Annotated in this window: 21 protein-coding genes; 11 read left to right on the top strand and 10 right to left on the bottom strand. The window is 71.6% G+C overall.

The features are described from left to right. Window positions 1–148 precede the first annotated feature (148 nt). The 3 genes from ACFZDI_RS19065 to ACFZDI_RS19055 form a co-directional block, all read right to left on the bottom strand. On the bottom strand, window positions 149–742 hold the full coding sequence (locus ACFZDI_RS19065) for a TetR family transcriptional regulator (RefSeq protein ID WP_234848366.1): 594 nt from the start codon (window positions 740–742) through the stop codon (window positions 149–151). A 25-nt stretch (window positions 743–767) separates the two neighbouring features. After that, complete coding sequence (locus ACFZDI_RS19060) at window positions 768–1772, bottom strand: aldo/keto reductase (RefSeq protein ID WP_234848365.1); 1005 nt, start codon at window positions 1770–1772, stop codon at window positions 768–770. A 131-nt stretch (window positions 1773–1903) separates the two neighbouring features. Further along, window positions 1904–2521: a LysE family translocator gene (locus ACFZDI_RS19055; RefSeq protein ID WP_234848364.1), complete on the bottom strand. Its 618-nt coding sequence runs from the start codon at window positions 2519–2521 to the stop codon at window positions 1904–1906. 255 nt (window positions 2522–2776) lie between these two features. Here ACFZDI_RS19055 and ACFZDI_RS19050 point away from each other — a divergent pair, with 255 nt between their 5' ends. Further along, complete coding sequence (locus tag ACFZDI_RS19050; RefSeq protein WP_391251860.1) at window positions 2777–3880, top strand: endonuclease/exonuclease/phosphatase family protein; 1104 nt, start codon at window positions 2777–2779, stop codon at window positions 3878–3880. A 111-nt stretch (window positions 3881–3991) separates the two neighbouring features. Here ACFZDI_RS19050 and ACFZDI_RS19045 read toward each other — a convergent pair whose 3' ends face one another. Further along, the gene (locus tag ACFZDI_RS19045; RefSeq protein ID WP_234848362.1) at window positions 3992–5374 is read right to left on the bottom strand and encodes a glycine--tRNA ligase; all 1383 of its coding nucleotides are present in this window, start codon (window positions 5372–5374) and stop codon (window positions 3992–3994) included. 171 nt (window positions 5375–5545) lie between these two features. On the opposite strand from ACFZDI_RS19045, the gene ACFZDI_RS19040 reads away from it, so the two are divergent. From ACFZDI_RS19040 to ACFZDI_RS19025, 4 genes are read left to right on the top strand one after another with little or no spacing between them, the layout of a single operon-like run. Further along, window positions 5546–6505 carry a metal ABC transporter solute-binding protein, Zn/Mn family gene (locus tag ACFZDI_RS19040; RefSeq protein ID WP_391251857.1) on the top strand — a complete coding sequence of 320 codons (960 nt, stop codon included), beginning with the start codon at window positions 5546–5548 and terminating at the stop codon, window positions 6503–6505. A gap of 20 nt (window positions 6506–6525) precedes the next feature. Further along, window positions 6526–7293: a metal ABC transporter ATP-binding protein gene (locus ACFZDI_RS19035; protein WP_361122687.1), complete on the top strand. Its 768-nt coding sequence runs from the start codon at window positions 6526–6528 to the stop codon at window positions 7291–7293. Further along, window positions 7293–8195 (top strand): iron chelate uptake ABC transporter family permease subunit, encoded by a 903-nt coding sequence (locus ACFZDI_RS19030; protein ID WP_391251855.1) that lies wholly within the window; start codon window positions 7293–7295, stop codon window positions 8193–8195. Before ACFZDI_RS19035 ends, ACFZDI_RS19030 begins: the two co-directional genes overlap by 1 nt. Before the next feature lie 58 nt (window positions 8196–8253). Continuing rightward, window positions 8254–8673: a Fur family transcriptional regulator gene (locus tag ACFZDI_RS19025; RefSeq protein ID WP_234848358.1), complete on the top strand. Its 420-nt coding sequence runs from the start codon at window positions 8254–8256 to the stop codon at window positions 8671–8673. Window positions 8674–8776: 103 nt separating this feature from the next. Here ACFZDI_RS19025 and ACFZDI_RS19020 read toward each other — a convergent pair whose 3' ends face one another. The 4 genes from ACFZDI_RS19020 to ACFZDI_RS19005 all read right to left on the bottom strand — a co-directional run bounded on the left by ACFZDI_RS19020 (window position 8777) and on the right by ACFZDI_RS19005 (window position 12247). Beyond that, complete coding sequence (locus ACFZDI_RS19020; protein ID WP_391251852.1) at window positions 8777–10165, bottom strand: MFS transporter; 1389 nt, start codon at window positions 10163–10165, stop codon at window positions 8777–8779. A gap of 184 nt (window positions 10166–10349) precedes the next feature. Next, on the bottom strand, window positions 10350–11183 hold the full coding sequence (locus tag ACFZDI_RS19015) for an isoprenyl transferase (RefSeq protein WP_234848356.1): 834 nt from the start codon (window positions 11181–11183) through the stop codon (window positions 10350–10352). Window positions 11184–11258: 75 nt separating this feature from the next. Beyond that, window positions 11259–12005, bottom strand: coding sequence for a DNA repair protein RecO (gene recO / locus ACFZDI_RS19010; protein WP_234848355.1), 747 nt, complete (start codon window positions 12003–12005; stop codon window positions 11259–11261). A gap of 26 nt (window positions 12006–12031) precedes the next feature. Beyond that, complete coding sequence (locus ACFZDI_RS19005) at window positions 12032–12247, bottom strand: hypothetical protein (protein ID WP_234848354.1); 216 nt, start codon at window positions 12245–12247, stop codon at window positions 12032–12034. 594 nt (window positions 12248–12841) lie between these two features. On the opposite strand from ACFZDI_RS19005, the gene ACFZDI_RS19000 reads away from it, so the two are divergent. Then, a complete protein-coding gene (locus ACFZDI_RS19000) occupies window positions 12842–14317 on the top strand; it encodes an alpha/beta fold hydrolase (RefSeq protein ID WP_391251849.1) in 1476 nt (491 codons plus the stop codon). On the opposite strand, the gene ACFZDI_RS18995 is transcribed toward ACFZDI_RS19000, so the two are convergent. Both ACFZDI_RS18995 and ACFZDI_RS18990 read right to left on the bottom strand, forming a co-directional pair. Further along, window positions 14305–15459 (bottom strand): abortive phage infection protein, encoded by a 1155-nt coding sequence (locus ACFZDI_RS18995; protein ID WP_391251846.1) that lies wholly within the window; start codon window positions 15457–15459, stop codon window positions 14305–14307. The two genes, ACFZDI_RS19000 and ACFZDI_RS18995, sit on opposite strands and share 13 nt — an antisense overlap. A gap of 136 nt (window positions 15460–15595) precedes the next feature. After that, complete coding sequence (locus tag ACFZDI_RS18990; protein WP_391251844.1) at window positions 15596–16042, bottom strand: protein phosphatase; 447 nt, start codon at window positions 16040–16042, stop codon at window positions 15596–15598. Window positions 16043–16324: 282 nt separating this feature from the next. Here ACFZDI_RS18990 and ACFZDI_RS18985 point away from each other — a divergent pair, with 282 nt between their 5' ends. The 5 genes from ACFZDI_RS18985 to ACFZDI_RS18965 are packed head-to-tail and all read left to right on the top strand — an operon-like array spanning window position 16325 to window position 22834. Then, complete coding sequence (locus ACFZDI_RS18985; RefSeq protein WP_391251842.1) at window positions 16325–17953, top strand: ABC transporter substrate-binding protein; 1629 nt, start codon at window positions 16325–16327, stop codon at window positions 17951–17953. A 3-nt stretch (window positions 17954–17956) separates the two neighbouring features. Continuing rightward, a complete protein-coding gene (locus ACFZDI_RS18980) occupies window positions 17957–18919 on the top strand; it encodes an ABC transporter permease subunit (RefSeq protein ID WP_391251840.1) in 963 nt (320 codons plus the stop codon). Continuing rightward, on the top strand, window positions 18916–20889 hold the full coding sequence (locus ACFZDI_RS18975) for an oligopeptide/dipeptide ABC transporter ATP-binding protein (RefSeq protein WP_391251838.1): 1974 nt from the start codon (window positions 18916–18918) through the stop codon (window positions 20887–20889). Before ACFZDI_RS18980 ends, ACFZDI_RS18975 begins: the two co-directional genes overlap by 4 nt. Beyond that, window positions 20886–21905, top strand: coding sequence for an oligopeptide/dipeptide ABC transporter ATP-binding protein (locus ACFZDI_RS18970; protein WP_391251836.1), 1020 nt, complete (start codon window positions 20886–20888; stop codon window positions 21903–21905). Before ACFZDI_RS18975 ends, ACFZDI_RS18970 begins: the two co-directional genes overlap by 4 nt. Beyond that, window positions 21902–22834, top strand: a complete 933-nt coding sequence (locus ACFZDI_RS18965; RefSeq protein WP_391251834.1) for a dihydrodipicolinate synthase family protein — start codon at window positions 21902–21904, stop codon at window positions 22832–22834. Before ACFZDI_RS18970 ends, ACFZDI_RS18965 begins: the two co-directional genes overlap by 4 nt. The last annotated feature ends 17 nt before the right edge of the window (window positions 22835–22851 follow it).

Here is a 22851-nt window from a genome sequence, read left to right as displayed (position 1 = left end):
CGTCGCTGAGGCGGGGTGAGGAGCACGCCGGCTCGGGGCGCTCGCCCCAACCCACGTGCCCCGGCCCAAGCGCTCGCCACGACCCATGCACTCCGGCCCACCCGCTCACCCCGGCCGGCCGCGTCACCAACCTGTCCGGTCAGCACACCTAGGGCGTCCGCCGCAGCCCCTGCACCAGGAGGTCGACCACCGCTGCGAAGTCGGCCTCGGTGCCCGGCTCCTCCCACTCTCTCGCGTAACAGGGGTCGTGGAAGCGGCCGGTGGCCTGGAAGACCGCTCGGGCGGAGGCCTCCGGGTCGGTGGCGGCGAAGTCGCCGGTCTCGACGCCGGCCTGGATGATGCGGGTCAGCTGCGTCTCCAGGTCGGTGATGTGCTCGCTCACCGCCGTGCCGTTCTCGTCGGTGAGGACCGTGTACGTGGCGAACAGCTCCGGGTCCTCCCCCGCCTTGCGACGCTTGGCGGCGAAGAGCGCGGCAAGCCATTCCCGCAGCCGGTCCTCCGGGACGCGGTCCGCGGCGACGATCCCGGACAGCTGCCCGGACGTGCGGTCCAGCCAGCGCTTGGTGACCGCCTCGCGCAGCGCCGCCTTCGTCCGGAAGTGGCGGTACACACTGCCGTGGCTTACGCCGAGCGCACGCGCCACGTCCACCACGGTCGCCTTGGCCGGGCCGTGGCGCCGCAGCACCTCCTCGGTCGCTTCGAGGATGCGCTCGGCGGTCAGGGTCTCGCTGGTCGGTGCCATGCCCTGACGGTACCCAACGCCCGGTTCAGCTCTCGAGGTGCGCCATCTGGGCTGCCGGGTAGCGCTCGCCCGCGGCGGCACCGGCCGGTATCGCCTCTTCGACCGCGGCCAGGTCGGCCGGCTCCAGCGTGACGTCCAGCGCGCCCAGCGCCTCCGTGAGCCGGTCGCGGCGGCGGGCTCCGACCAGGGGCACGATGTCCTCACCCCGGGAGAGCACCCAGGCGATCGCGATCTGCGCGACGCTGACGCCCTTCTGCTCGGCTATCTTCCGCAGGGCCTCCACGAGGTTCAGGTTGTGCCGGAGGTTGTCGCCCTGGAAGCGCGGCGACATCGCCCGGAAGTCGCCCGCGCCGAGCTGCCGGTCCGCGGTGAAGTGACCGGAGATGAGGCCCCGGGAGAGCACACCGTACGCCGTGATGCCGATGCCCAGCTCGCGGGTGGTGGGCAGGATCTCGTCCTCGATGCCGCGGGATATGAGGGAGTACTCGATCTGGAGGTCGGACACGGGTGCGGTGGCCGCGGCCCGCCGGATCGTCCCGGCGCCGACCTCGCTGAGGCCGATGTGGCGGACGTAGCCCTGCTCGACGAGTTCCGCTATCGCGCCGACCGTCTCCTCGATGGGGACGTCCGGGTCGAGGCGGGCGATGCGGTAGACGTCGATGTGGTCGACGCCGAGCCGCTGGAGGGAGTAGGCGGCGAAGCTCTTCACGGCGGCGGGGCGGCCGTCGTAGCCGAGCCAGCTGCCGTCCGGGCCGCGCAGGGCGCCGAACTTCACGCTGACCAGCGCCTGTTCGCGCCGGGCCGCGGGGGCGGTGCGCAGGGCCTCGCCGATCAGCATCTCGTTGTGACCCATGGCGTAGAAGTCGCCGGTGTCGAGCAGGGTGACTCCCGCTTCGAGCGCCGCGTGGATCGTAGCGATGGACTCGGTCCGGTCCGCCTCGCCGTACAGGGCGGACATGCCCATGCAGCCGAGGCCGAGGGCGGACACCTGGGGGCCGGTGTTTCCGAGGGGGCGGGTAAGCATCGTCATGCCCTCCACGATGCCATGACAGCTGACAGATTTCAATATCTGTCAGTCGATACTTGTCAGCACCCTGCGGGACCTTACGCCCCGCAGGCCCGTCCGGCCCCGGCGACGTCGGCCGCCCCCTCCGCCCGCGGCTACCGCGCCGTGAACGCCAGCTTCGCCCCCAGCGCCACGAACGACCCCGCGAAGCCCCGCCGCAGCCAGTCGGTCACCCGCGGCCGGCCCACGACATGCCGGCGCACGGACGCGGCCAGCACCCCGTACGCGGCGAACACGACGAAGGTCGCCAGCATGAAGACCCCGCCGAGCGCCGCCATCCGCAGCACCGCGTGCGGCTCCCCGGGGTTCACGAACTGCGGCAGGAACGCGAAGAAGAAGATCGTCAGCTTCGGGTTGAGGATGTTGACCAGCACCCCCCGCACGATCACCCGTCGCGCCGACTCCTCAGGGGCCGCCCCGCCCTCCTCCACCATGAGCGCCTTCTTGTCCCGGGCCGTCGCCCACGCCATGTACAGCAGGTAGGCGACACCCGCGTACTTCAGCACCTGGAACGCGGTCGCGCTCGCGTGCAGCAGCGCGGCGGCGCCGGTGACCGTGGCCAGCAGGTGCGGGACGATCCCGAGCGTGCAGCCGACGGCCGCGACGACACCGGCGCGGCTCCCCCGGGAGAGCGCGGCGGCGAGGGTGTAGACGACGCCGGTGCCCGGCGTGACGACGACGACAAGGGTGGTCAGCAGGAACGCGATGCTCATGCCGCCACCCTGGCGCCGCCCCGCCCGGCGGAACAGGACCACTCACCCCCGGCCCTCCAGGACCAATCCGCCGCACCCCAGGGACCTCGTGGCCTCACCGCTGTCCCGACACGGCCGTCCCACAGGCCTCAACCGCCCCTCCGTTCGACACGCTTCACACCCGCCCGGACAATGGAAAGTGCCGGTGAGCGGTCTCCCCGGCGGCGCCCGCCCATCGGTCGCGCGGCACTCCTGCGCCGCCCGAGGGAGCGCGCCATGACGATCCGTATCGCCACCTTCAACACGGAGAACCTCTTCCGCCGCCCCAAGGTCTTCCGCCTGCCGGGCGACAAGCAGCGCCGCGAGATCCTCGACGACTACGCCGAGCTGGTCTCCCTCCTGGAGAAGGAGACCTACGACGACGCCACCAAGGCCCGTGCCGCCGAACTCCTCAAGAAGCACCGGGTGCACGACTCACGCGGGGACAGGCCGTTCTTCGTCAACGAGACGCGCGGCCAGGGCACGCTGTTCAAGACGAAAGGCGGGGGCGAGCACGTCACCTTCGAGATCGTGGCCAAGGGCCGCCCGGGGTGGACGGGCTGGGTGGAGCTGGTCCGTGACGACCTCGACTGGGAGGTCGTGCACAACACGGGCCGCGTGGTCGCCGAGGTCGACGCGGACATCCTGCTCACGGTGGAAGTGGAGGACCGCACGACCCTGCGCCGCTTCAACGAGCAGGTGCTGGGCGCCGACCTGAACAAGACGCCCTACCCGTACGACATGGTGATCGACGGCAACGACCCGCGCGGCATCGACGTGGGGATCCTCAGCCGCCACCCGATCACGTCCCTGCGGTCGCACGTGTTCGACACGGACCCGGACCGCCCGGGCAGCTGTCTGTTCAGCCGGGACTGCCCCGAGTACGAGATCCAGATCGGCGGCACTCCGCTGTGGCTGCTGGGCAACCACCTCAAGAGCCAGAGCGGCGACGACCCGGAGCTGCGCATCGCCCAGGCCAAGCGGGTGGCGTCGATCTACCAGGCCGCTCTGGAGCGCTCCCCCTACGTCGTGGTCGCCGGCGACCTCAACGACGAGCCGTCCAGCGAGGCGATCCGGGCCCTGCTCGGGACGGGCCTGCGGGACGTGATGAGCCACCCGTCCTACCGGGGCGCCCCGGGCACCCACGGCACCGGCGCCTCCGAGAGCCAGAAGCTCGACTACGTGCTGCTGCCGCCGCCGCTGTGGGAGCAGGTGCAGCACGTGGAGGTGGAACGGCGCGGCGTCTGGGCACCGTCCACCTTCAAGTCCTTCGACACCGTCACCTCGAAGTGGAACCGCGCCTCGGACCACGCATCCGTCTACGTCGACCTGGACCTCTGAACGTCCGGGCCGGCCTGCACCCGGCTGAACCGGGTCGGCTGCACCCGGCAGACGCGGCGGTGCCGGGCCCCTCCGTGGAGGAACCCGGCACCGCGCCGCAGTGAGAGGCGATCAGCAGCCGACCAGGCGGGCCGCCAGGTAGCCCTCGATCTGGTCGAGGGAGACGCGCTCCTGCTTCATCGAGTCGCGCTCGCGGACGGTCACCGCGTTGTCCTCGAGGGTGTCGAAGTCGACGGTCACACAGAACGGCGTACCGATCTCGTCCTGGCGGCGGTAGCGGCGGCCGATGGCGCCGGCGTCGTCGAACTCGATGTTCCAGTTCTGCCGGAGCGCCTGGGCCAGGCCCTTGGCCTTCGGGGACAGCTCCGGGTTGCGGGACAGCGGCAGCACCGCGACCTTCACCGGGGCGAGGCGGTGGTCGAGGCGCAGCACGGTGCGCTTCTCCATCTTGCCCTTGGCGTTGGGCGCCTCGTCCTCGATGTAGGCGTCCAGGAGGAACGCCAGCATCGCGCGGCCGACACCGGCCGCGGGCTCGATGACGTAGGGGGTCCAGCGCTCGCCGGCCTCCTGGTCGAAGTACGTGAGGTCCTGGCCGGAGGCCTTGGAGTGGGCACCGAGGTCGTAGTCGGTGCGGTTGGCGACGCCCTCGAGCTCGCCCCACTCACTGCCGCCGAACTGGAAGCGGTACTCGATGTCGGCGGTGCGCTTGGAGTAGTGGGAGAGCTTCTCCTGCGGGTGCTCGTACCACCGCATGTTCTCCTCGCGGAGGCCCAGGCCGGTGTACCAGTTCCAGCGCTGCTCCATCCAGTACTCCTGCCACTTCTCGTCCTCGCCCGGCTTGACGAAGAACTCCATCTCCATCTGCTCGAACTCGCGGGTGCGGAAGATGAAGTTGCCGGGCGTGATCTCGTTGCGGAAGGACTTGCCCATCTGGGCGATGCCGAACGGCGGCTTGCGGCGCGAGGTGGTCTGCACCTGCGAGAAGTTGGTGAAGATGCCCTGCGCGGTCTCGGGACGCAGGTAGGCGACGGAGCCGGAGTCCTGCGTCGGGCCGAGGTGGGTGGACAGCAGGCCCGAGAACTGCTTGGGCTCGGTGAACTGGCCCTTGTTGCCGCAGTTGGGGCAGTTGACGTCGAGGAGGCCGTTCTCCGGGGCGCGGCCCTTCTTCTCCTCGTAGGCCTCCTCCAGGTGGTCCGCACGGAACCGCTTGTGGCAGGAGGTGCACTCGGTCAGCGGGTCCGTGAAGGTGGCGACGTGACCGGAGGCGACCCAGACCTCGGGGGCCAGGATCACGGACGAGTCGATGCCCACGACGTCCTCGCGCGACGTCACCATGTAGCGCCACCACTGGCGCTTGAGGTTCTCCTTGAGCTCGACACCCAGGGGGCCGTAGTCCCAAGCGGCGCGCTGACCGCCGTAGATCTCACTACAGGGGAATACGAAGCCACGGCGCTTGCTCAGGCTGACGATGGTGTCGATCTTGTCGGCGGCCACGGTGCTCTCTTCATTACGACGACGGGCGACGGAGCAGGTTGCTTCCAGCGAATGATTCAGGTTACCGGCGGGGGCGCCCCCTCAATCAAATCGCTCCCCCTTACCGGCCATCAAGGCCCTGCCCGGACCGTTTGTTGACAACGGTTTCCATATTTGTTGAAAATGAGTGTCATGAACGTACGACGACGCCTCATACCCGCCGCCGTGGCCTCCGCTCTCGGCCTCGGCGCCCTGACCGCCTGCTCCAGCGACAGCGCGGCGACGGGCAACACGGACAAGTTCGACGTCGTCGCGTCGTTCTACCCCATGGCGTTCCTCGCCCAGCAGATCGGCGGCGGCCATGCGAACGTCACCAGCCTGACCGAGCCGGGCCAGGAGCCGCACGACCTGGAGATCAGCACCAAGCAGCGCGCGCAGCTGGAGGAGGCCGACGCGGCGCTCTACCTCAAGGGCCTCCAGCCCGCCGTCGACGAGGCCGTCGGCCAGACCGGCATCAAGACCAAGATCGACGCGGCCACGCTGACCCACCTCGAGGACCACGGCACCGGCGGCCACAGCCACGAGGGTGAGGAAGCCCACGCCGAGGAGCACTCCGACGAGGAGGAGAACGGCCGCGACCCGCACGTCTGGCTCTCCCCCGTGAAGTACGCCGAGATCGCCCAGGGCGTCGGCAAGGCCTTCGAGAAGGCCGACCCGGACCACGCGGCCGACTACAAGAAGAACACCGAGGCCCTGGTCACCAAGCTGAAGGGCCTCGACAGCGACTTCGAGAACGGCCTGAGGAACACGAAGACGAAGGTGTTCTTCACCAACCACGCCGCCTTCGGCTACCTCGCCGAGCGCTACGGCCTCACCCAGGAGGCCATCTCCGGCGTCGACCCCGACAGCGAGCCCAGCGGCGCCCGCGTCCGCGAGCTCCAGCAGGAGGCGAAGGCCGACGGTGTCACCACCGTCTTCTACGAGACACTGGTCTCCGACAAGACCGCGAAGACCCTGGCCCGGGACGCGAATCTGAAGACGGACGTCCTCGACCCGATCGAGGGCATCACCGACACGTCCCGCGGCGACGACTACTTCCAGGTCATGGAAGCCAACCTCAAGGCCCTGCAGACGGCCCTGGGAGCCAAGTGATCGACCCATCGGAGGACGGCATGACCGAGCCCGTCGTATCCCTGCGCGGCGTCCGCGCGGACCTGGGCTCGCGCCCCGTGCTGCGCGGCATCGACCTCACCGTGCACCACGGCGAGGTCGTCGCGCTGCTCGGCGCGAACGGCTCGGGCAAGTCCACGGCCGTGCGCAGCATCATCGGCCAGGTGCAGACCGGCGCCGGCGCCATCGAGCTGTTCGGCACGGAGCGCAGGCGGTTCCGCGACTGGCACCGCGTGGGCTACGTCCCGCAGCGCACCACGGCCGCCGGCGGGGTGCCCGCCACGGTGACCGAGGTGGTCTCCTCCGGCCGTCTGTCCCGGGCCCGCTTCGGCGTGCTGCGCAAGGCCGACCGCGCGGCCGTACGACGCGCCCTGGACCTCGTCGGCATGGCCGACCGGGCCAAGGACCCCGTCGACGCCCTCTCCGGCGGCCAGCACCAGCGCGTCCTGATCGCCCGCGCGCTCGCCTCCGAACCCGAGCTGCTGATCATGGACGAGCCGATGGCCGGCGTCGACCTGGCCAGCCAGGAGGTCCTGGCGCACACCCTCACCGAGCAGGTCTCCCGGGGCACCACCGTCCTGCTCGTCCTGCACGAACTGGGCCCGCTGGAGCCCCTGATCGACCGGGCGGTCGTGCTGCGCGACGGCTGCGTCGTCCACGACGGCCCGCCCCCGAAGGCCGTCGGACAGCACGCCCTGCCCGGCCACGACCACGTACACCCGCACGCACCCGCGGGCGCCGAACCGATCCGCACGGGACTGCTGAGCTGATGGACTTCCTCGACTACGCCTTCATGCAGCGGGCCCTGCTCGCCGCCGTCCTGGTCGGCATCACCGCCCCCGCGGTCGGCATCTACCTGGTCCAGCGCCGCCAGGCCCTGATGGGCGACGGCATCGGCCATGTCGCGATGACCGGCGTCGGCCTCGGCTTCCTGCTCAGCTGGTCCCCGGTGTGGATGGCGACCCTGGTCTCCGTCCTCGGCGCGGTCCTCATGGAGCTGATCCGCTGGTACGGCAAGACCCGCGGCGACATCGCCCTCGCGATGCTGTTCTACGGCGGCATGGCCGGCGGTGTGATGTTCATCAACCTCGCGCCGACGGGCTCCAACGCCAACCTGACCTCGTACCTGTTCGGCTCCCTGTCGACGGTGTCCCAGTCGGACGTCACGGCGATCTGCGTCCTGGCCGCTTTCGTCGTGCTGGTCACCCTCGGCCTGCGGCGGCAGCTGTTCGCGGTCAGCCAGGACGAGGAGTTCGCCCGGGTGACGGGCCTGCCGGTGCGCGTGCTGAACCTGCTGACGGCGGTCACCGCGGCCGTCACGGTGACGGTGGCGATGCGCGTGGTCGGGCTGCTGCTGGTCAGTGCGCTGATGGTGGTGCCCGTGGCGGCCGCCCAGCAGATCGCCCGCAGCTTCGCCGCGACCTTCGTGATCGCCGTGGCCATCGGCGTGAGCGTGACGATCGGCGGCACCGTCACCTCGTACTACCAGGACGTGCCGCCCGGGGCGACCATCGTGCTGCTGACCATCGGCGCGTTCATCGCCCTGACGGCGCTCGCGGCCCCGCTGGCCCGCCGCCGCGCCCGGGCCCGGGCGGCCGCGGACGGTACGGCCGATCCCGCCGAGTGCGCGATCCCCGGCAGCCGGCAGGCAGCCGACGGAGTCGGCGTCTGACCGCTCCCACCCGGGGCTGGCACAATGGCCCGGGCAAGGCAGACGTGAGGAGGCAACGGTGACAACCGCTGGACCGTCCGTGAAGGGCCGCGCCACCAAGCAGCGGGCCGCTGTTGCGGCGGCCCTGCAGGAGGTCGACGAGTTCCGCAGTGCGCAGGAACTGCACGACATGCTCAAGCACAAGGGCGACTCGGTCGGGCTCACCACGGTCTACCGCACGCTGCAGTCCCTCGCCGACGCCGGTGAGGTCGACGTCCTGCGCACGGCCGACGGCGAGTCGGTGTACCGGCGTTGCTCCACCGACGACCATCACCACCACCTCGTGTGCCGTGGCTGCGGCAAGGCCGTCGAGGTGGAGGGGCCGGCGGTGGAGAAGTGGGCCGAGTCCATCGCGGCGGAGCACGGGTATGTGAACGTGGCTCATACGGTGGAGATTTTCGGGACCTGCGCGGACTGCGCGAAGACCTCCGGCGGTTGAGCGGGCGATCGCCGTGGGGGTTGCGTCCGGGCGCCGGCTGCGGGTGCGTTGTGGCTTGTCGCGCAGTTCCCCGCGCCCCTGAGGGCGGAAGACTCCTGGCCTGTCACGCGCCCCGGGCGCTGAGCCGGCGGCGCACCAGGAGCGACAGGGCCGAGGCGGCCAGGATCATGGCGCCGCCGACCCGCAGGACGAGGTCGTAGGCATCCTCCGGGCCGGTCTCGGGGGTGAGCGAGGTGATGGCCGCCGCCACCGCCGCGAGGCCGATCGCGCCGAGTGTGACGAGAGCCGTGAGGACGACGCCCGAGGCCTCTCCGGCGCGGGCGGGTGAGACGACCTGCTGAGTGGCCACGCTGGCGAAGGTCCAGCCCAGGCCCAGCCCGAGCGCGCACCACGTGAACACGGGCAGGTAGACCCACCAGGACCACGCCCAGCTGAGCCCGATCATGCCGGTGCCGGCGACGGCCCCGGCCAGGGCCATGACGCTGGTGGCGCGCATCCGGCCGGACAGCCAGGCGCCGATCGGACCCGAGCAGGCGACCATGACGGCCGGGGCGAGGAACACCGTGCCGGACAGGATCGCCGACAGGCCCCGCACCTGCTGCAACTGCAGGGTGGCGAGGAACACGGTGACGGCGTAGCCCATGTTGGCGACCGACCCCATCACGGTGACGAGGTCGAAGCGGATGTTGCGAAAGAGCCGGAAGTCGACCAGCGGATGCCGGCAGGTCCGCTCCCGCAGCACGAAGAGGCCGCCGGCCACCACGGCGAGCCCGAACAGGGCGAGCGTGCGGGCGTGGTCCCAGCCCCAGGCGCTCCCCCGCTCCACGGCCAGGGTCAGGGCGGCCAGGCTCGTCACGACGGCCAGGCAGCCCGGCAGGTCGACCTGGCGCGGGGCGCTCTCGTCCCGCGAGTCGGGGACGTAGCGCAGGGCGATCAGCAGGGAGAGGGCGCTGAGCGGGGCCAGCAGCCAGAAGATCCACCGCCAGCCCGGCCCGTCGGTGAAGCCGCCGCCGACGAACGGTCCGAGGGCGGTGCCGACGTTGGCGATGCCGAACATCGCGCCGAGCGCCCGGGCCCGGGTCTCCTCCGGAAAGGCGTTGGTGACGACGGAGACCGACGCGGGGAAGATCAGCGCCGCGCCCGCGCCCTGCACGATCCGGGCCACGACGAGCACGTCGAGGCTCGGGGCGAGGGCGCAGCCGACGGAGGCGGTGGCGAACAGCCCGGTCCCGGCCAGCAGGACCGGACGCCGGCCGAGGAGGTCGCCCAGCCGTCCCCCGACGATGAACAGACAGCCGACGGCGAGCATGTACGCGGACAGCGTCCACTGCGCCGCGGAAACGGTCGTGTCCAGTTCGGCGGAGATCCCGGGGATGGCCAGGTTGAGCGCGAAGAAGTCCAGCTGGATGCAGAACAGGGCCAGCGAGGACGCGGTGAAGACCCCGGCCCGGTGTGCGGTCCGGCCCGGCGCGCTGACGGCGGTGGAACCCATGCGACCAGGACACCGCCGCGGCGCCCCGACTGCCACCGGAGGGGCTGCCGGGGCTCTGGGGGCTCCTGGGCCGGTGGGGGCTGCCGGGCCGGCGGGCCACCGGGCCACCGGGCCACCGGGCCACCGGGCCACCGGGCCACCGGGCCACCGGGCCACCGGAGAGGCTGTCGGGGCGCCTTGGGGCCTACGCCTGCTTGCCCTCCATGGCCAGCAGCTCCTCGTTCGGGATCGCCCCGCCGAAGCGGCGGTCCCGTGAGGCGAACTCCAGGCAGGCCCGCCACAGGTCGCGCCGGTCGAAGTCCGGCCACAGCACGTCCTGGAAGACCATCTCGGCGTAGGCGCTCTGCCAGATCAGGTAGTTGGAGGTGCGCTGCTCGCCGCTGGGCCGCAGGAACAGGTCCACGTCCGGCATGTCCGGGTAGTACAGGTACTTCGCGAAGGTCTTCTCGTTGACCTTGGACGGGTCGAGCCTGCCGCTCTTCACGTCCTCCGCCAGCGCCTGGGCCGCGTCGGCGATCTCGGCCCGCCCGCCGTAGTTCATGCAGAAGTAGAGCGTGAGCTTGTCGTTGTCCTTGGTCTGCTCCTGGGCGACCTGGAGCTCCTTGGCCACGGACCGCCACAGCTTCGGCATCCGCCCGACCCAGCGCACCCGGATGCCCAGCTCGTCGAGCTGGTCCCGGGTCTTGCGGATGAAGTCCCGGTTGAAGTTCATCAGGAAGCGCACCTCGTCGGGCGAGCGCTTCCAGTTCTCGGTGGAGAAGGCGTACAGGGAGATGGCGCCCACGCCCATCTCGATGGCCCCCTGGAGCACGTCCAGCACGCGCTCGGCGCCGACCTTGTGCCCCTCGGTGCGCGGCAGGCCCCGGTCCTTGGCCCAGCGGCCGTTGCCGTCCATGACGATCGCCACATGCTGCGGTACGAACTCCCCGGGGATCTTCGGGGGCCGCGCGCCGGACGGGTGCGGCTCCGGCGTCCTGTACTCCCGGCGCTGGCGCCCCAGGATCCCGCGTACGGCCATGTGTTTCTCGTCTCCTCGTGCTCGCTTGCTTCTGTGCTGCTCGGTTGTGCGCTGCCGTGTGGTGCGCGGCTCGCGCTACTTCTCGACGTAGCGCAGGGAGCGCAGCCCGCGCTCCATGTGCCAGTGCAGATACGCGGACACCAGCCCGCTGCCCTCCCGGACGTAGCGCGCCTCGCACGCGTCGGCGGTGTCCCAGTCTCCCGTAAGCAGGGCGGCGAGGAGTTCCAGGGCCTGGGGCGAGGGTACGACGCTGCCGGGGACGCGGCAGTCCCCGCAGACGGATCCGCCCGAGGCGACCGAGAAGAACCGGTTCGGTCCGGGCATCCCGCACTTCGCGCAGTCGGTGAAGCTCGGGGCGTAGCCGTTGACGGCGAGGGAGCGGAGCAGGAACGCGTCGAGCACGAGGTGGGGTGCGTGCTCCCCCCGGGCGAGGGTCCGCAGGCCGCCGACCAGCAGCAGGTACTGCTGCACGGCCGGCTCCCCCTCGTGGTCGGTGAAGCGCTCGGCGGTCTCCAGCATGACGGTGCCGGCCGTGTACCGGGCGTAGTCGGTGACGATGCCGCCGCCGTAGGGCGCGATGGTCTCGCTCTGGGTGCACAGCGGAAGGCCGCGCCCGACCAGCTCGCTCCCCTTCGCGAAGAACTGCACGTCGACGTGGGAGAACGGTTCGAGACGCGCACCGAACTTCGACTTCGTCCGGCGCACGCCCCGGGCCACCGCGCGTACCCGTCCGTGACCGCGCGTGAGCAGGGTGATGATCCGGTCCGCCTCACCCAGCTTCTGGGTGCGCAGCACGATGCCGTCGTCGCGGAACAGACTCATGGAGCCATTCTGGCAGGGCCGTCCCGTCAAGGGACCTCGCCCCTGCTGCGGGCGTTGGCGTACGCGGTCGCCGCGCTCAGCCACTCGGAGGGGGTGGCGTGCCGGACGGCTCCGGGGTCGGCGTCCCATTCCCGGCCGCCCCCGTACGGCCGCAGCTGCACATAGGGCCCCTCATGCCCCATGACGATGCCGATGCGACCACTGCGGGTGTCCACGACGTACGCGCCGACCGGAGGCTTCATCGCGCCACCTCCGTGAGCCGGCAGGTGGCGTGGGGGGCGCCACGACCGGTGCGCGGTACGGCGGACCGGCCCGGTACGACGAGCGGGCAGGGCGCTTTTCGCGCGAGACTCACCGGGTCGGGTTCCAGTGTGAGCAGGGTACTTCCGGCCCTGGCGAGTTCTGCCCGCAATTCTTTCACCGCGTCCTCCGTTTCTTCGACGCAGAGCGCCGAGTTCCGTGCCTCCACCGTGCTCCCCCTTCCTGCGCGTTTTTACTCTTCGCGTCCCGGTGGTGACTCTCGGCGACTAAACTCCGGAGGGATGTATGACCGACAACTGCGCTGCAACGCGCAGGGGTTCGGCACGGGGCACTGCATAACGGGGCTCATTCCGAAACAATCCAGCCGTGAGAGCAACGGAATGGCACGCGGAACGCGCAGGGACTCTGCGCCCGCGCGACCGCGTCTTCCTGCTGCGCCGGCCCGATACGGCTCTCAAGATTCCGCCCGGGGCGTCCGGTGCGGACCCCGAGGGGCAGCCCTGGGGCAAACCCCCTGAAAGACAAGGCAGTTGCCCGGATGGGGATGTTCGGGCGGGTCGGTCAGGCTGCCGGGTATGAAGAGGATCACGAAGTACGCGGCGCTCGTCGCCGCCGCCTGTGCGGTGTTGGGGTTCTCCGGACCCGGCGGGGCGTCCGCCGCCGCACCCGACTCCCTCGACTGGGGTGAGTGCACCGGCCCCGGCCTCGACCCGAGACAGCAGTGCGCCACCCTCGACGTGCCCATGGACCACTCCGACCCGGGCAGCCCGAAGATCCGGATCGCCGTCTCGCGGATTCCCAGCGAGAAGCCGTCCGCGCGGCGGGGCGCTCTGTTGCTCATCCCGGGCGGTCCCGGCGGAGACAGTCTCGGCGACCCCTCCGGGAAGGGGCAGAAGCTGCCGCGGAAGGTGCGGGAGATGTACGACCTCGTCGGGTTCGCGCCGCGCGGCATGGCGCCCTCCACCGCCGTCGACTGCGCACTCGACCCCGCCGACCTCAGCATGACGAAGCGTCTGCCCTGGCCCGCCCCGGACGGTTCCCTCGACGAGAACATGGCCACCGCCCGGCGTACGGCCGAGGCCTGTGTGCGTGACGGCGGCGAACTGATCCGGCACATCAGCACCGCCAACGAGGCCCGTGACCTGGACCGCCTCCGGGCCGCCCTGGGCGAGGAGAGGATCTCCGCGTGGGGTGTCTCGTACGGCACCTATGTCGGCGCCGTCTACAGCCAGTTGTTCCCGCACCGCACCGACCGCATCGTGCTGGACAGCAACGACGACCCCGACCACACCCGCGTGACCCGCAACTGGCTCGCCGCCTTCGAGGTCGGCGTCGAGGACACCTTCCCCGAGTTCGCCAAGTGGGCCGCCCGGCCCGGCAATCCGTACCGGGTCGCCCGTACGCCCGCCGAGGTGCGGTCCGGCTTCCTGCGGCTCGCCGCCCGGCTGGACCGCGAACCGCTCCCCTGGCCCGGCGCCAACCCGCCCCGGCTGGACGGCAACGCGCTCCGCCAGATCATGCTGTCCAGCCTCTACGACCCCGACGACTACCCGGCACTGGCCAAGGCCATCCGGGCCGCCCGCGAAGGGGACGTGCCGCCCGTGCCCGAGGCCCCGCCCGAGCCGGTCCTCCAGAACATCGCCGCCGTCGGCGTCGGCACCGTCTGCAACGACGTCGACTGGCCCGACTCGGCCGACGCCTACCAGAAGGACGTCCACGAGAGCCGGGCCGTGTACCCGCTGACCGCGGGCATGCCGCGCGGGCCGATGGTGTGCGCCGCCTGGCCGTTCGCTCCGAGGGAGCCGGCCGTGCGGATCACCGGCCAGGGGCCCTCCAACATCCTGCTCGTGCAGAACGAACGGGACGTCGCCACCCCGCTCGCCGGGGCCCGCAAGCTGCGCCGGGCCCTCGGCGAGCGGGCCGTCATGGTCACCGTGAACTCCACCGGCCACGACGCCTATCTGGACAACGGCAACGCCTGCGGCGACCGGACCGTCTCCCGGTTCCTCGCCACGGGCACACGGCCCGCCGCCGACCTCTACTGCGACTGAGCGGTGCGCTGGCCCGCCGCCCCGTATCGGCGGGCCACCGCGTGAAACGCCTCCTTCGGCTCCCAGTGCCAGCCGGAGGCGGGGTCGTCCGGGCGGTCCTTGATGACTTTGGTGAGGGCGTAGGACGCCATGTCGAGGTCGTGGCGGGGCGCGTCCGGGCGGTGCGGGGCGTCGGCGCTGATGAACTCGAAGGCCATCGCCCCGTACAGGCTCATCGACGCGAAGACGTCCAGCAGCCCGCCCACGTAGTCGGCCTGGACGCGTTCGCGGCGGATCAGGTCGCCCTTGATCTCCGCCGGGTCCTTGTCGTGGTCGACGACGTCCCAGCCCATGCCGCCGGTCTCGGGCGCACCGACGTACGCGCAGGTGCCGAACTCCGTGATGGCCAGCGGCTTGCCCCACTTCAGGTACCGCTTCAGCTCCCGGACGTGGTCGGAGCGCTTGGCGAAGTGCGCGTAGTAGTCGATGCCGACGATGTCGAAGAGGTTCCAGTCCGGGTCGTCGATGCTCTGGGCCGCGGCGTAGCTCAGGTTGCCCTTGAAGACGGAGCGGCCTGTCCTGGCGGCCTTCGCCGTGAACTCGGCGAGGCGGCGCAGCGTCCGCGGCCAGTCGACGGTGCCGCTCTGCAGGTGCTCGATGCGCTCCAGCGCCGTCGCGCCCGGCAGGATGCCGGGGACGAACAGCCAGAACTCGCAGCCGACGCTGAAGTCGACGCTCGCGCCCTGCCGCCGCAGCCGCTCCGCGAACCGGCCGGTTTCGGCCATGTGGTCCAGGATGTCGCGCTGCGGGGCGTCCCCGAGGGTCGGCTGCAGCCAGACGTGCAGCCCGCGCGCGGCGGCCTCCGCGGCGGTCGTCGTGAGGCGTTCGACGCCGTCGCCCGTGACGTCGACGGTGTCGGCGCGCAGCTCCTCCCTGATGGCCCGGATGTCGTGGCGCATCCGCCGGGCACTCCACGCGGTGCCCGGCGTCTCCCCCGCTCCGACCGTGTAGACGACGCCCCGCCGCCGCAGCCCGCGGCCGTGCGAGGCGTCCGCGGCCCGGGCCCGCCCCGCCACCCCGGCGATCCCCACCGCCGCGGCCCCTGCCAGGAACTGCGCCCGGCTGATTCCCTTCGCCTGCCTGGTCCCCTTGGTCTCTGCCATGCCGCCCACTGTGCCGAGCGCGACACCGGGTCCGCCGTCGGCCGTCGGTCTACGGCGCCGCGACCAAGGTATGAGGTGCCGTGCCGAAGGAGGGGCTCGCCCTTGCCGTGGCCGCGCACGTACGCCGAGGCCGGTCTCACCCCTCGCCGAAACAGCGCACGTAGCTCCGCTGCCACGGCGTCTCCACCGCACGCCGGTCGTAGTGCCGGCGGACGTACGCCACCGCTTCCTCCCCCGGTATCCCGTCCAGCACCGCCAGGCAGGCCAGTGCCGTGCCCGTGCGGCCCCGGCCACCTCCGCAGGCGAGCTCCACCCGCTCCCCGGCGCTGCGTTCCCACGCCTCGGCCAGCACCGCTCGGGCCGCCGCCCGGTCCGCCGGGAGGCGGAAGTCGGGCCACCGGATCCACGCGGATTCCCAGGGGACCTCGGACGGCTGCCGGCCCAGCAGGTAGACACCGTAGGACGGCAGGGGCGCCCCGGGGTCCAGGGGGTGGCGCAGGCCCCGGCCCCGTACCAGCCGGCCGGACGGCAGTCTCAGGACGCCGGCGTCACGTTCGTTCCACAGCTCGCTCACGCCCCTCATCCTGGTCCGCCCCCGTCCGCCCGGTGGCGGTTTCGGCCCGGGACCCGCAGGTCCGACGGCGCGTCCGGGCCGCGCACCCGGTGCCGCACCAGGGCTGATGCGTCGTCAACTACCTGCGGTATTTGGCGCCATTGGTCCGGCCTCTGGCGGCTACGCCATTCGTGTGCGAGCCCTTGACCACCCCCACGGCCCCTCCTATGGTCACGCTGACCACCGGACGTAGGACGTCGTATCTCCGCTGCCAGTCCCCTCCCCCCCCCCCAGACCCTCGCTGGAGGACCCGTGCGCGACGTGACCCCCGACGTGCCGGCGCCGCACCGCCGGGCGTTCCTTAAGTACACGGGCGCGCTGGGCGCGGCCGCCGCCGTCTCCGCGTCGCTGTCGGCCTGTTCGTCGGGGCCGGAGTCCACCAACGACACCGGCAGCGGCGGCGGCCGGGACCGGACCCTCACCGCGGTGATCGGTTACGGCAACGACGGCAGCTGGGACCCCACGCAGACGGCGTCGGCGTTCTGCATGGCCGCCAACCACCACATCTACGAGGGGCTGCTGGACACGGACCCGATCTCGCGCAAGCCGTACGCCGCGCTGGCGACCGAGGTGCCGAAGGACCCGGGCAGCACCACGTGGAGGTTCACGCTGCGGGCGGGTGCGACGTTCCACGACGGCAAGCCCGTCACCGCCGACGACGTCGTCTTCGTCTTCGAGCGGATCCTCGACCCGGACACCCAGACCCTCGCCAAGGGCTTCTTCGCAAGCTGGCTGAAGGAGGTCAGGAAGATCGACGCGCGGAACGTGGAGCTGGTGCTGAAGTTCCCGTTCCCGGACGGGCTGTCGCGGCTGACGCTCGCCAAGATCATGCCCAAGCACGTGTTCTCCCGGCCGGGCGCCTGGGACGACGCGATCAAGGGCAAGGCGATCGGCTCGGGGCCGTACCGGCAGACCGCGCACCACCCGAAGTCCAACACGACCTTCGAGGCGTTCGACGGCTACAACGGCCCCCGCAAGCCCGCCTTCCGGAAGATGAACTGGCTGACGATCGTGGACGCCGCCCCCCGCGTCGCGAAGATCTCGGGGTCGAGCGCGGGCGCGCAGATCGCCGACAACATCCCGTACGCCAACATCGGGCAGTTGGAGAGCGGGGGCATGACGGTCGCCGGCGGGGCCGGGATGAACAACCTGTTCCTGATGTTCAACACCCGGCACAAGCCGTTCGACGACGTGCGGGTGCGCCAGGCGCTGCACTACGCCATCGACACCGAGAAGATGGTGGAGGTCGCGCTCAAGGGCCACGGCAGGCCGTCCAGTTCCTTCCTCGATGAGGCCAACCCGTCCTATCGCCGGGCGAAGACGGTCTACGACCACGACCCGGACAAGGCGAAGGCGCTGCTGAAGGAGGCCGGCGTCAAGGGGCTGAGCATCGGCATCCTGGCCGTCAACGTCAGCTGGATCGTGGACTGCCTGCCCACCATCAAGGCGTCCTGGGACGCGATCGGGGTGAAGACGAACCTGTCGCCGCAGGAGACCACCGCCGTGTTCACGAAGCTGGACCAGAAGCAGGACTACCAGGTGGTCGTGGCCGCCTCGAACCCCAACCAGTTCGGCCTCGACGCCGACCTGATCATGCACTACAACTACGGCCCCGGGAACCTCTGGATGCAGTACACCCGCTGGGCCGCCGACCCCGTCGCCCGGCAGCTCTTCAAGGACATGGACCGGGCCACCCGGGAGCCCGACCCGGCGCGGAAGAAGGCGATCGTCCAGGACTACATCGACGTCGTCGCCGAACAGGCCGTGCTCTACCCGGTCGTCCACAACGAGCTGATGACGGCCTGGGACCCGGCGCGGCTCAGCGGGATAAGGGCCCAGCCGTACCCGGGCATCAACCTCCTCCAGGCCAGGTGGGCCTAGCGGATGACGGCCGTCGCGCGCATCCTGCTCCGCCGTCTCGCCCTGCTCGTGCCCCTCACGCTCGGCATCGTGCTGTTCGTGTTCCTGGTGATGCGCTTCTCCGACGTCGACCCGGCGTCCGCGTTCTTCCAGGGCGCCAACCCGACGCCGCAGCAGTTGCACGACTTCCGCGAGGAACACGGGCTGCTGGACCCCCTGCCGGTGCGCTACGCCGACTTCGTCGCCGACCTGCTCCACGGCGACCTGGGCACCAGCGCGCTGACCCGGGCGCCGGTGATCGACCAGGTCACCACCGCGCTGCCGCTCACCCTGCAGCTGACGTTCCTCGGTCTGGGCATCGCGGTCGTGCTGTCCCTCGTGGGCGGGGTGACCGCGGCGATCCACCGGGACCGGCTGCCCGACCAGATCATCCGGGTGGTGTCGCTGACCGGTGTCGCCGCGCCCGGCTTCTGGCTGGCGCTGCTGATGATCCAGTACCTGGCGGTCGACCTGGGCTGGTTCCCGACCGGCGGCTACATCAACCCGGCCGACTCCCTCACCGGCTGGCTGAAGACGATGATCCTCCCGGCGCTCGCCCTGTCCCTGCCGGTGGCGGCGCAGCTGACCCGCATCGTGCGCACGGCCGTCGTGGAGGAGCTCGACAAGGACTACGTCCGGACGGCGATCGGGAGCGGGCTGCCGCCCCGGGTGGTGGTGGGGCGCAACGTCCTCAGGAACGCCCTGATCAATCCCCTCACCGTGCTCGGCCTGCGGGTCGGCTACCTCCTCGGCGGCGCGGTCGTCATCGAGACGATCTTCTCGCTGCCCGGCATGGGCAAGCTGATGATCGACGCCGTGAAGAACGGCGACCCGGCCGTGGTCCAGGGCGTCGTACTGACCACGGCGGCCGGGTTCGTCGTGGTGAACCTCGTCATCGACGTGCTGTACCTGCTGGTCAACCCGCGACTGAGGGATGCGACGCCATGATGACCCGGAGGAGTCTCACCGCGGCGCTGTCCCGGCCCGGGGTGCGGCTGCGCGGCCTGCGCCGGCTGCCGCCGCTGTCGAAGATCGCCGCCTGCTTCCTGACCGTCGTCGCCCTGGTGGCGCTGCTGGCCCCGCTCCTCGCCCCCCACGACCCGCTCGACCAGCGGCCGCCGGTCGACGGCACCGGCCACCCGTCCGCCGAGCACTGGATGGGCCAGGACAGCCTCGGCCGGGACATCCTCAGCCGGCTGATGTACGGGGCGCGCTGGTCGCTCGCGATCGGGCTCGGCGCGACGGGGATCGCCCTGGTGGCCGGCGCGCTCCTCGGGGCGGTCGCGGCGACCTCGCGCAAGGCGGTCGACGAGACGCTGATGCGCTGCCTGGACGTGGTGATGGCGTTCCCGGGCATCGCGCTGGCCGCGGTGCTGGTGGCGGTCTTCGGCGGTGGCATCACGGTGCTGATCTGCGCGATCGCGTTCCTGTTCACACCGCCGGTGGCACGGGTGGTCCGGGCGAACGTCCTCGACCAGTACGGCGAGGACTACGTGACGGCGGAACGGGTGATCGGCGCGCGGACGCCCTACATCGTGCTGCGGCACGTGGCGGTCAACTGTGCCGCGCCGGTGCTGGTGTTCTGCACGGTCCAGGTCGCCGAGGCGATCGTCTTCGAGGCGTCGCTGTCGTTCATCGGGGCGGGTGTGCGGCCACCGGACCCGTCCTGGGGCAGTGTCATCGCGGACGGCAAGAACATGGTGCTGACCGGCGGCTGGTGGGCGACGGTGTTCCCCGGGCTGCTGATGCTGGTGACGGTGCTGTCGCTGAACATCCTGTCAGAGGGGGTATCGGACGCCTGGGCGGCGCCCTCGGCGCGGGAGGTGGACGCACCGGAGGACGACCGGCTGGAGGCCGCGGAGCCCGGCGGCGGGGAGGTGGTGCCGCTGCCCGGTCTGGCGGAGGCGGCCCGCAGGCTGCGGGCCCGGGCCCGGCACGTCCCCCGGGACGGGCAGCCGTTGCTCGCCGTGGAGAACCTCGTCATCGGCTTCGACCGCCGGCACGGCGGCGTCGACGTCGTGGACGGCATCAGCTTCGAGGTGCACCCCGGGGAGGTGCTCGGGCTGGTCGGCGAGTCGGGCTGCGGCAAGTCCCTCACCGCGCTGGCGATCATGGGCCTGGAGCCGAAGGGAGCGCGGGTCGGCGGCCAGGTCCGTTTCCTCCAGCGGGATCTGCTCGCCGAGCCGATGCGCGTCCGGCGCAGGCTGCTCGGCCACGACATGGCGATGATCTACCAGGACGCGCTGTCGTCGCTGAACCCGGCGATGACGATCCGCGCACAGCTGAAGCAGGTCGTGCGGCGCGGCGGGCGGCGGAGTCCGGCGGAGCTGCTGACGATGGTCGGCCTCGACCCCGAGCGCACCCTGCGCAGCTACCCGCACGAGCTGTCCGGCGGCCAGCGCCAGCGCGTCCTGATCGCCATGGCCCTGTCCCGCGACCCGCGGCTGATCGTCGCCGACGAGCCGACGACCGCCCTGGACGTGACCGTGCAGGCTCAGGTCGTGGAGCTGCTGCTGCGGCTGCGCGAGGAGCTCGGTTTCGCTCTGATCCTGGTCTCGCACGACCTGGCGCTGGTCGCGGACGTCACCGACCGGGTGGTGGTGATGTACGGCGGGCAGATCGTGGAGACGGGCGTGACCGCCGACCTCGTGGAGGCACCGGCGCACCACTACACGCGCGGTCTGCTCGGCAGTGTGCTGTCGCTGGAGTCGGCACAGGAGCGGATGACGCAGATCAGGGGCGTCGTGCCGTCCCCGGCGGACTTCCCCCCGGGGTGCCGCTTCGCCGGCCGGTGCCCGCGCGTGGCCGAGGTGTGCCGTACGACGGCTCCGGTCCTGGCGGGCCCTCCCGGACACACGGCGGCCTGTCATCACCCGGCCGTGCGGCCGGCGGCCACGGAGACCGAGGCGGTGTCATGAACGCGCTGGTGGAGTTGGCGGACACGCACGTCGTCCACAAGGCCCGCAGCGGCGGCCTGTTCGCCCGGGACCGGGTGTACGCGCTGACCGGCGTCGATCTGGCCGTCGCGCCCGGCGAGACCGTGGGTGTGGTCGGCGAGTCCGGCTGCGGCAAGTCGACGCTGGCGAAGGTGCTGGTCGGGGTGCAGCGGCCGACCCGGGGGACGGTGTCGTTCCGGGGCCGTGACCTGTGGACGATGCCGGCCGCCGAGCGCCGCCGGGCCGTCGGCGCCGGCATCGGCATGGTCTTCCAGGACCCGTCGACGGCCCTGAACCGCCGTCTGACCGTCCGGCAGATCCTGCGGGACCCGCTCGACGTGCACGACCGCGGCACGAGAGGCGAACGTGAGGAGAGGGTGCGCGAGTTGATGTCCCTCGTGGGTCTCCCGCGGGGACTCGCCGCCGCGCTGCCGGCCCAGCTGTCGGGCGGGCAGCGCCAGCGTGTCGCGATCGCCCGGGCGCTCGCGCCGGCCCCGGACCTGATCGTGGCCGACGAGCCGACCAGCGCCCTGGACGTGTCGGTCCGCGCGCAGATCCTCAACCTCCTGCTCGACCTGAAGGAACGCCTGGGCCTGGCCCTGGTGTTCGTCTCCCACGACATCCGCACGGTACGGCGGATGAGCGACCGGGTGATCACCATGTACCTGGGCCGGATCGTGGAGGACTCCCCGGCCGCCCTGGTCACCGGCCGGGCCCGGCATCCGTACACCCGCGCCCTGTTCTCCGCCACGCCCGGTCTGCTCGACCCAGTCGAGCCCATCCCGCTGGTCGGTCCGGTGCCGTCGGCGACCCGCCCGCCGAGCGGCTGCCCGTTCCGCACGCGCTGCTGGAAGGCGGACCGGGTGTGCGCGCAGGAGATGCCGGGCTTCTCCGCCGCGTCGGCGCCCGCACACCGCTACCGCTGCCACCATCCTGTCGGGGAGGACGAGTCAACCCGCGACCTCGTCCGCCGGCGCGACCCGATGGAGGCCCCATGACGTTCACCCCGCTGACCGGTGTCATCCCGCCCGTCTGCACGCCCCTGACACCGGACGGCGAGGTGGACGTCCCCTCGCTGCTCCGGCTGGTCGACCATCTGGTGGCCGGCGGGGTGCACGGGCTGTTCGTCCTCGGCTCGACCTCGGAGGCGGCGTTCCTGCCGGACCGGCAGCGCAGGCTGGTCGTCGAGTCGGTCGCGGGCCATGTGGGCGGGCGGCTCCCGGTGCTCGCCGGGGCGATCGACATGACGACGCCCCGGGTCCTGGACCATGTCGCGTCGGTGACGGCGGCGGGCGCGGACGCGGTCGTCGTCACCGCCCCGTTCTACGCCCGCACCCACCCCGCGGAGATCGCACGCCACTACCGCGCGGTCGCCGCCGCGAGCCCGGTCCCGGTGATCGCCTACGACCTGCCCGTCGCCGTCCACACGAAGCTGCCGGCGGACGTGGTGCTGGAACTCGCCGCGGACGGGGTCGTGGCCGGCCTGAAGGACTCCAGTGGCGACCTGGCCGCCTTCCGCCAGGTCGTCACCGGCGTCCGCGAACGCCGGGGCATCACCGGCTTCAGCGTGCTGACCGGGTCCGAGCTGATCGTCGACGCGGCCCTGGCGATCGGCGCGGACGGCACGGTGCCGGGCCTGGGCAACGTCGACCCGCACGGCTATGTGCGCCTGGACCGGCTGTGCCGCGCCGGGGACTGGGACGGGGCCCGTGCCGAACAGGAGCGGCTGTGCGCCCTGTTCGGCATGGTGTCGGTCGGCGATCCGGCCCGTATGGGCCCGAACTCCTCGGCGATCGGGGCGTTCAAGGCCGCGCTGCACCTGCGCGGCATCATCGACTGCCCGGCGACGGCACAGCCGCAGACCCCGCTGGCGCCGGACGAGGTGGAGCAGGTCGGGAAGTACCTCGCGGCGGCCGGTCTGCTCTAGGGCCTGTCGTTTGGATC

Origin of the sequence: Streptomyces sp. NPDC007907, assembly GCF_042959365.1 — a bacterium.
GTDB classification, from domain to species: Bacteria; Actinomycetota; Actinomycetes; order Streptomycetales; family Streptomycetaceae; genus Streptomyces; species Streptomyces indiaensis.
This window is presented reverse-complemented; position numbering and strand designations above follow the sequence as displayed.

Bases quoted from the DNA above. Each gene is read 5' to 3' on its own strand.
- ACFZDI_RS19030 (WP_391251855.1), top strand. From the start codon at position 7,293: ATGGACTTCCTCGACTACGCCTTCATGCAGCGGGCCCTGCTCGCCGCC.
- ACFZDI_RS18990 (WP_391251844.1), bottom strand. From the start codon at position 16,042: ATGAGGGGCGTGAGCGAGCTGTGGAACGAACGTGACGCCGGCGTCCTG.
- ACFZDI_RS19060 (WP_234848365.1), bottom strand. From the start codon at position 1,772: ATGACGATGCTTACCCGCCCCCTCGGAAACACCGGCCCCCAGGTGTCC.
- ACFZDI_RS18995 (WP_391251846.1), bottom strand. From the start codon at position 15,459: ATGGCAGAGACCAAGGGGACCAGGCAGGCGAAGGGAATCAGCCGGGCG.
- ACFZDI_RS19000 (WP_391251849.1), top strand. From the start codon at position 12,842: ATGAAGAGGATCACGAAGTACGCGGCGCTCGTCGCCGCCGCCTGTGCG.
- ACFZDI_RS19050 (WP_391251860.1), top strand. From the start codon at position 2,777: ATGACGATCCGTATCGCCACCTTCAACACGGAGAACCTCTTCCGCCGC.
- ACFZDI_RS18970 (WP_391251836.1), top strand. From the start codon at position 20,886: ATGAACGCGCTGGTGGAGTTGGCGGACACGCACGTCGTCCACAAGGCC.
- ACFZDI_RS19015 (WP_234848356.1), bottom strand. From the start codon at position 11,183: ATGGCCGTACGCGGGATCCTGGGGCGCCAGCGCCGGGAGTACAGGACG.
- ACFZDI_RS19055 (WP_234848364.1), bottom strand. From the start codon at position 2,521: ATGAGCATCGCGTTCCTGCTGACCACCCTTGTCGTCGTCGTCACGCCG.
- ACFZDI_RS19065 (WP_234848366.1), bottom strand. From the start codon at position 742: ATGGCACCGACCAGCGAGACCCTGACCGCCGAGCGCATCCTCGAAGCG.
- ACFZDI_RS19020 (WP_391251852.1), bottom strand. From the start codon at position 10,165: ATGGGTTCCACCGCCGTCAGCGCGCCGGGCCGGACCGCACACCGGGCC.
- ACFZDI_RS19040 (WP_391251857.1), top strand. From the start codon at position 5,546: ATGAACGTACGACGACGCCTCATACCCGCCGCCGTGGCCTCCGCTCTC.
- ACFZDI_RS19035 (WP_361122687.1), top strand. From the start codon at position 6,526: ATGACCGAGCCCGTCGTATCCCTGCGCGGCGTCCGCGCGGACCTGGGC.
- recO (WP_234848355.1), bottom strand. From the start codon at position 12,005: ATGAGTCTGTTCCGCGACGACGGCATCGTGCTGCGCACCCAGAAGCTG.
- ACFZDI_RS19005 (WP_234848354.1), bottom strand. From the start codon at position 12,247: ATGAAGCCTCCGGTCGGCGCGTACGTCGTGGACACCCGCAGTGGTCGC.
- ACFZDI_RS18965 (WP_391251834.1), top strand. From the start codon at position 21,902: ATGACGTTCACCCCGCTGACCGGTGTCATCCCGCCCGTCTGCACGCCC.
- ACFZDI_RS18975 (WP_391251838.1), top strand. From the start codon at position 18,916: ATGATGACCCGGAGGAGTCTCACCGCGGCGCTGTCCCGGCCCGGGGTG.
- ACFZDI_RS18980 (WP_391251840.1), top strand. From the start codon at position 17,957: ATGACGGCCGTCGCGCGCATCCTGCTCCGCCGTCTCGCCCTGCTCGTG.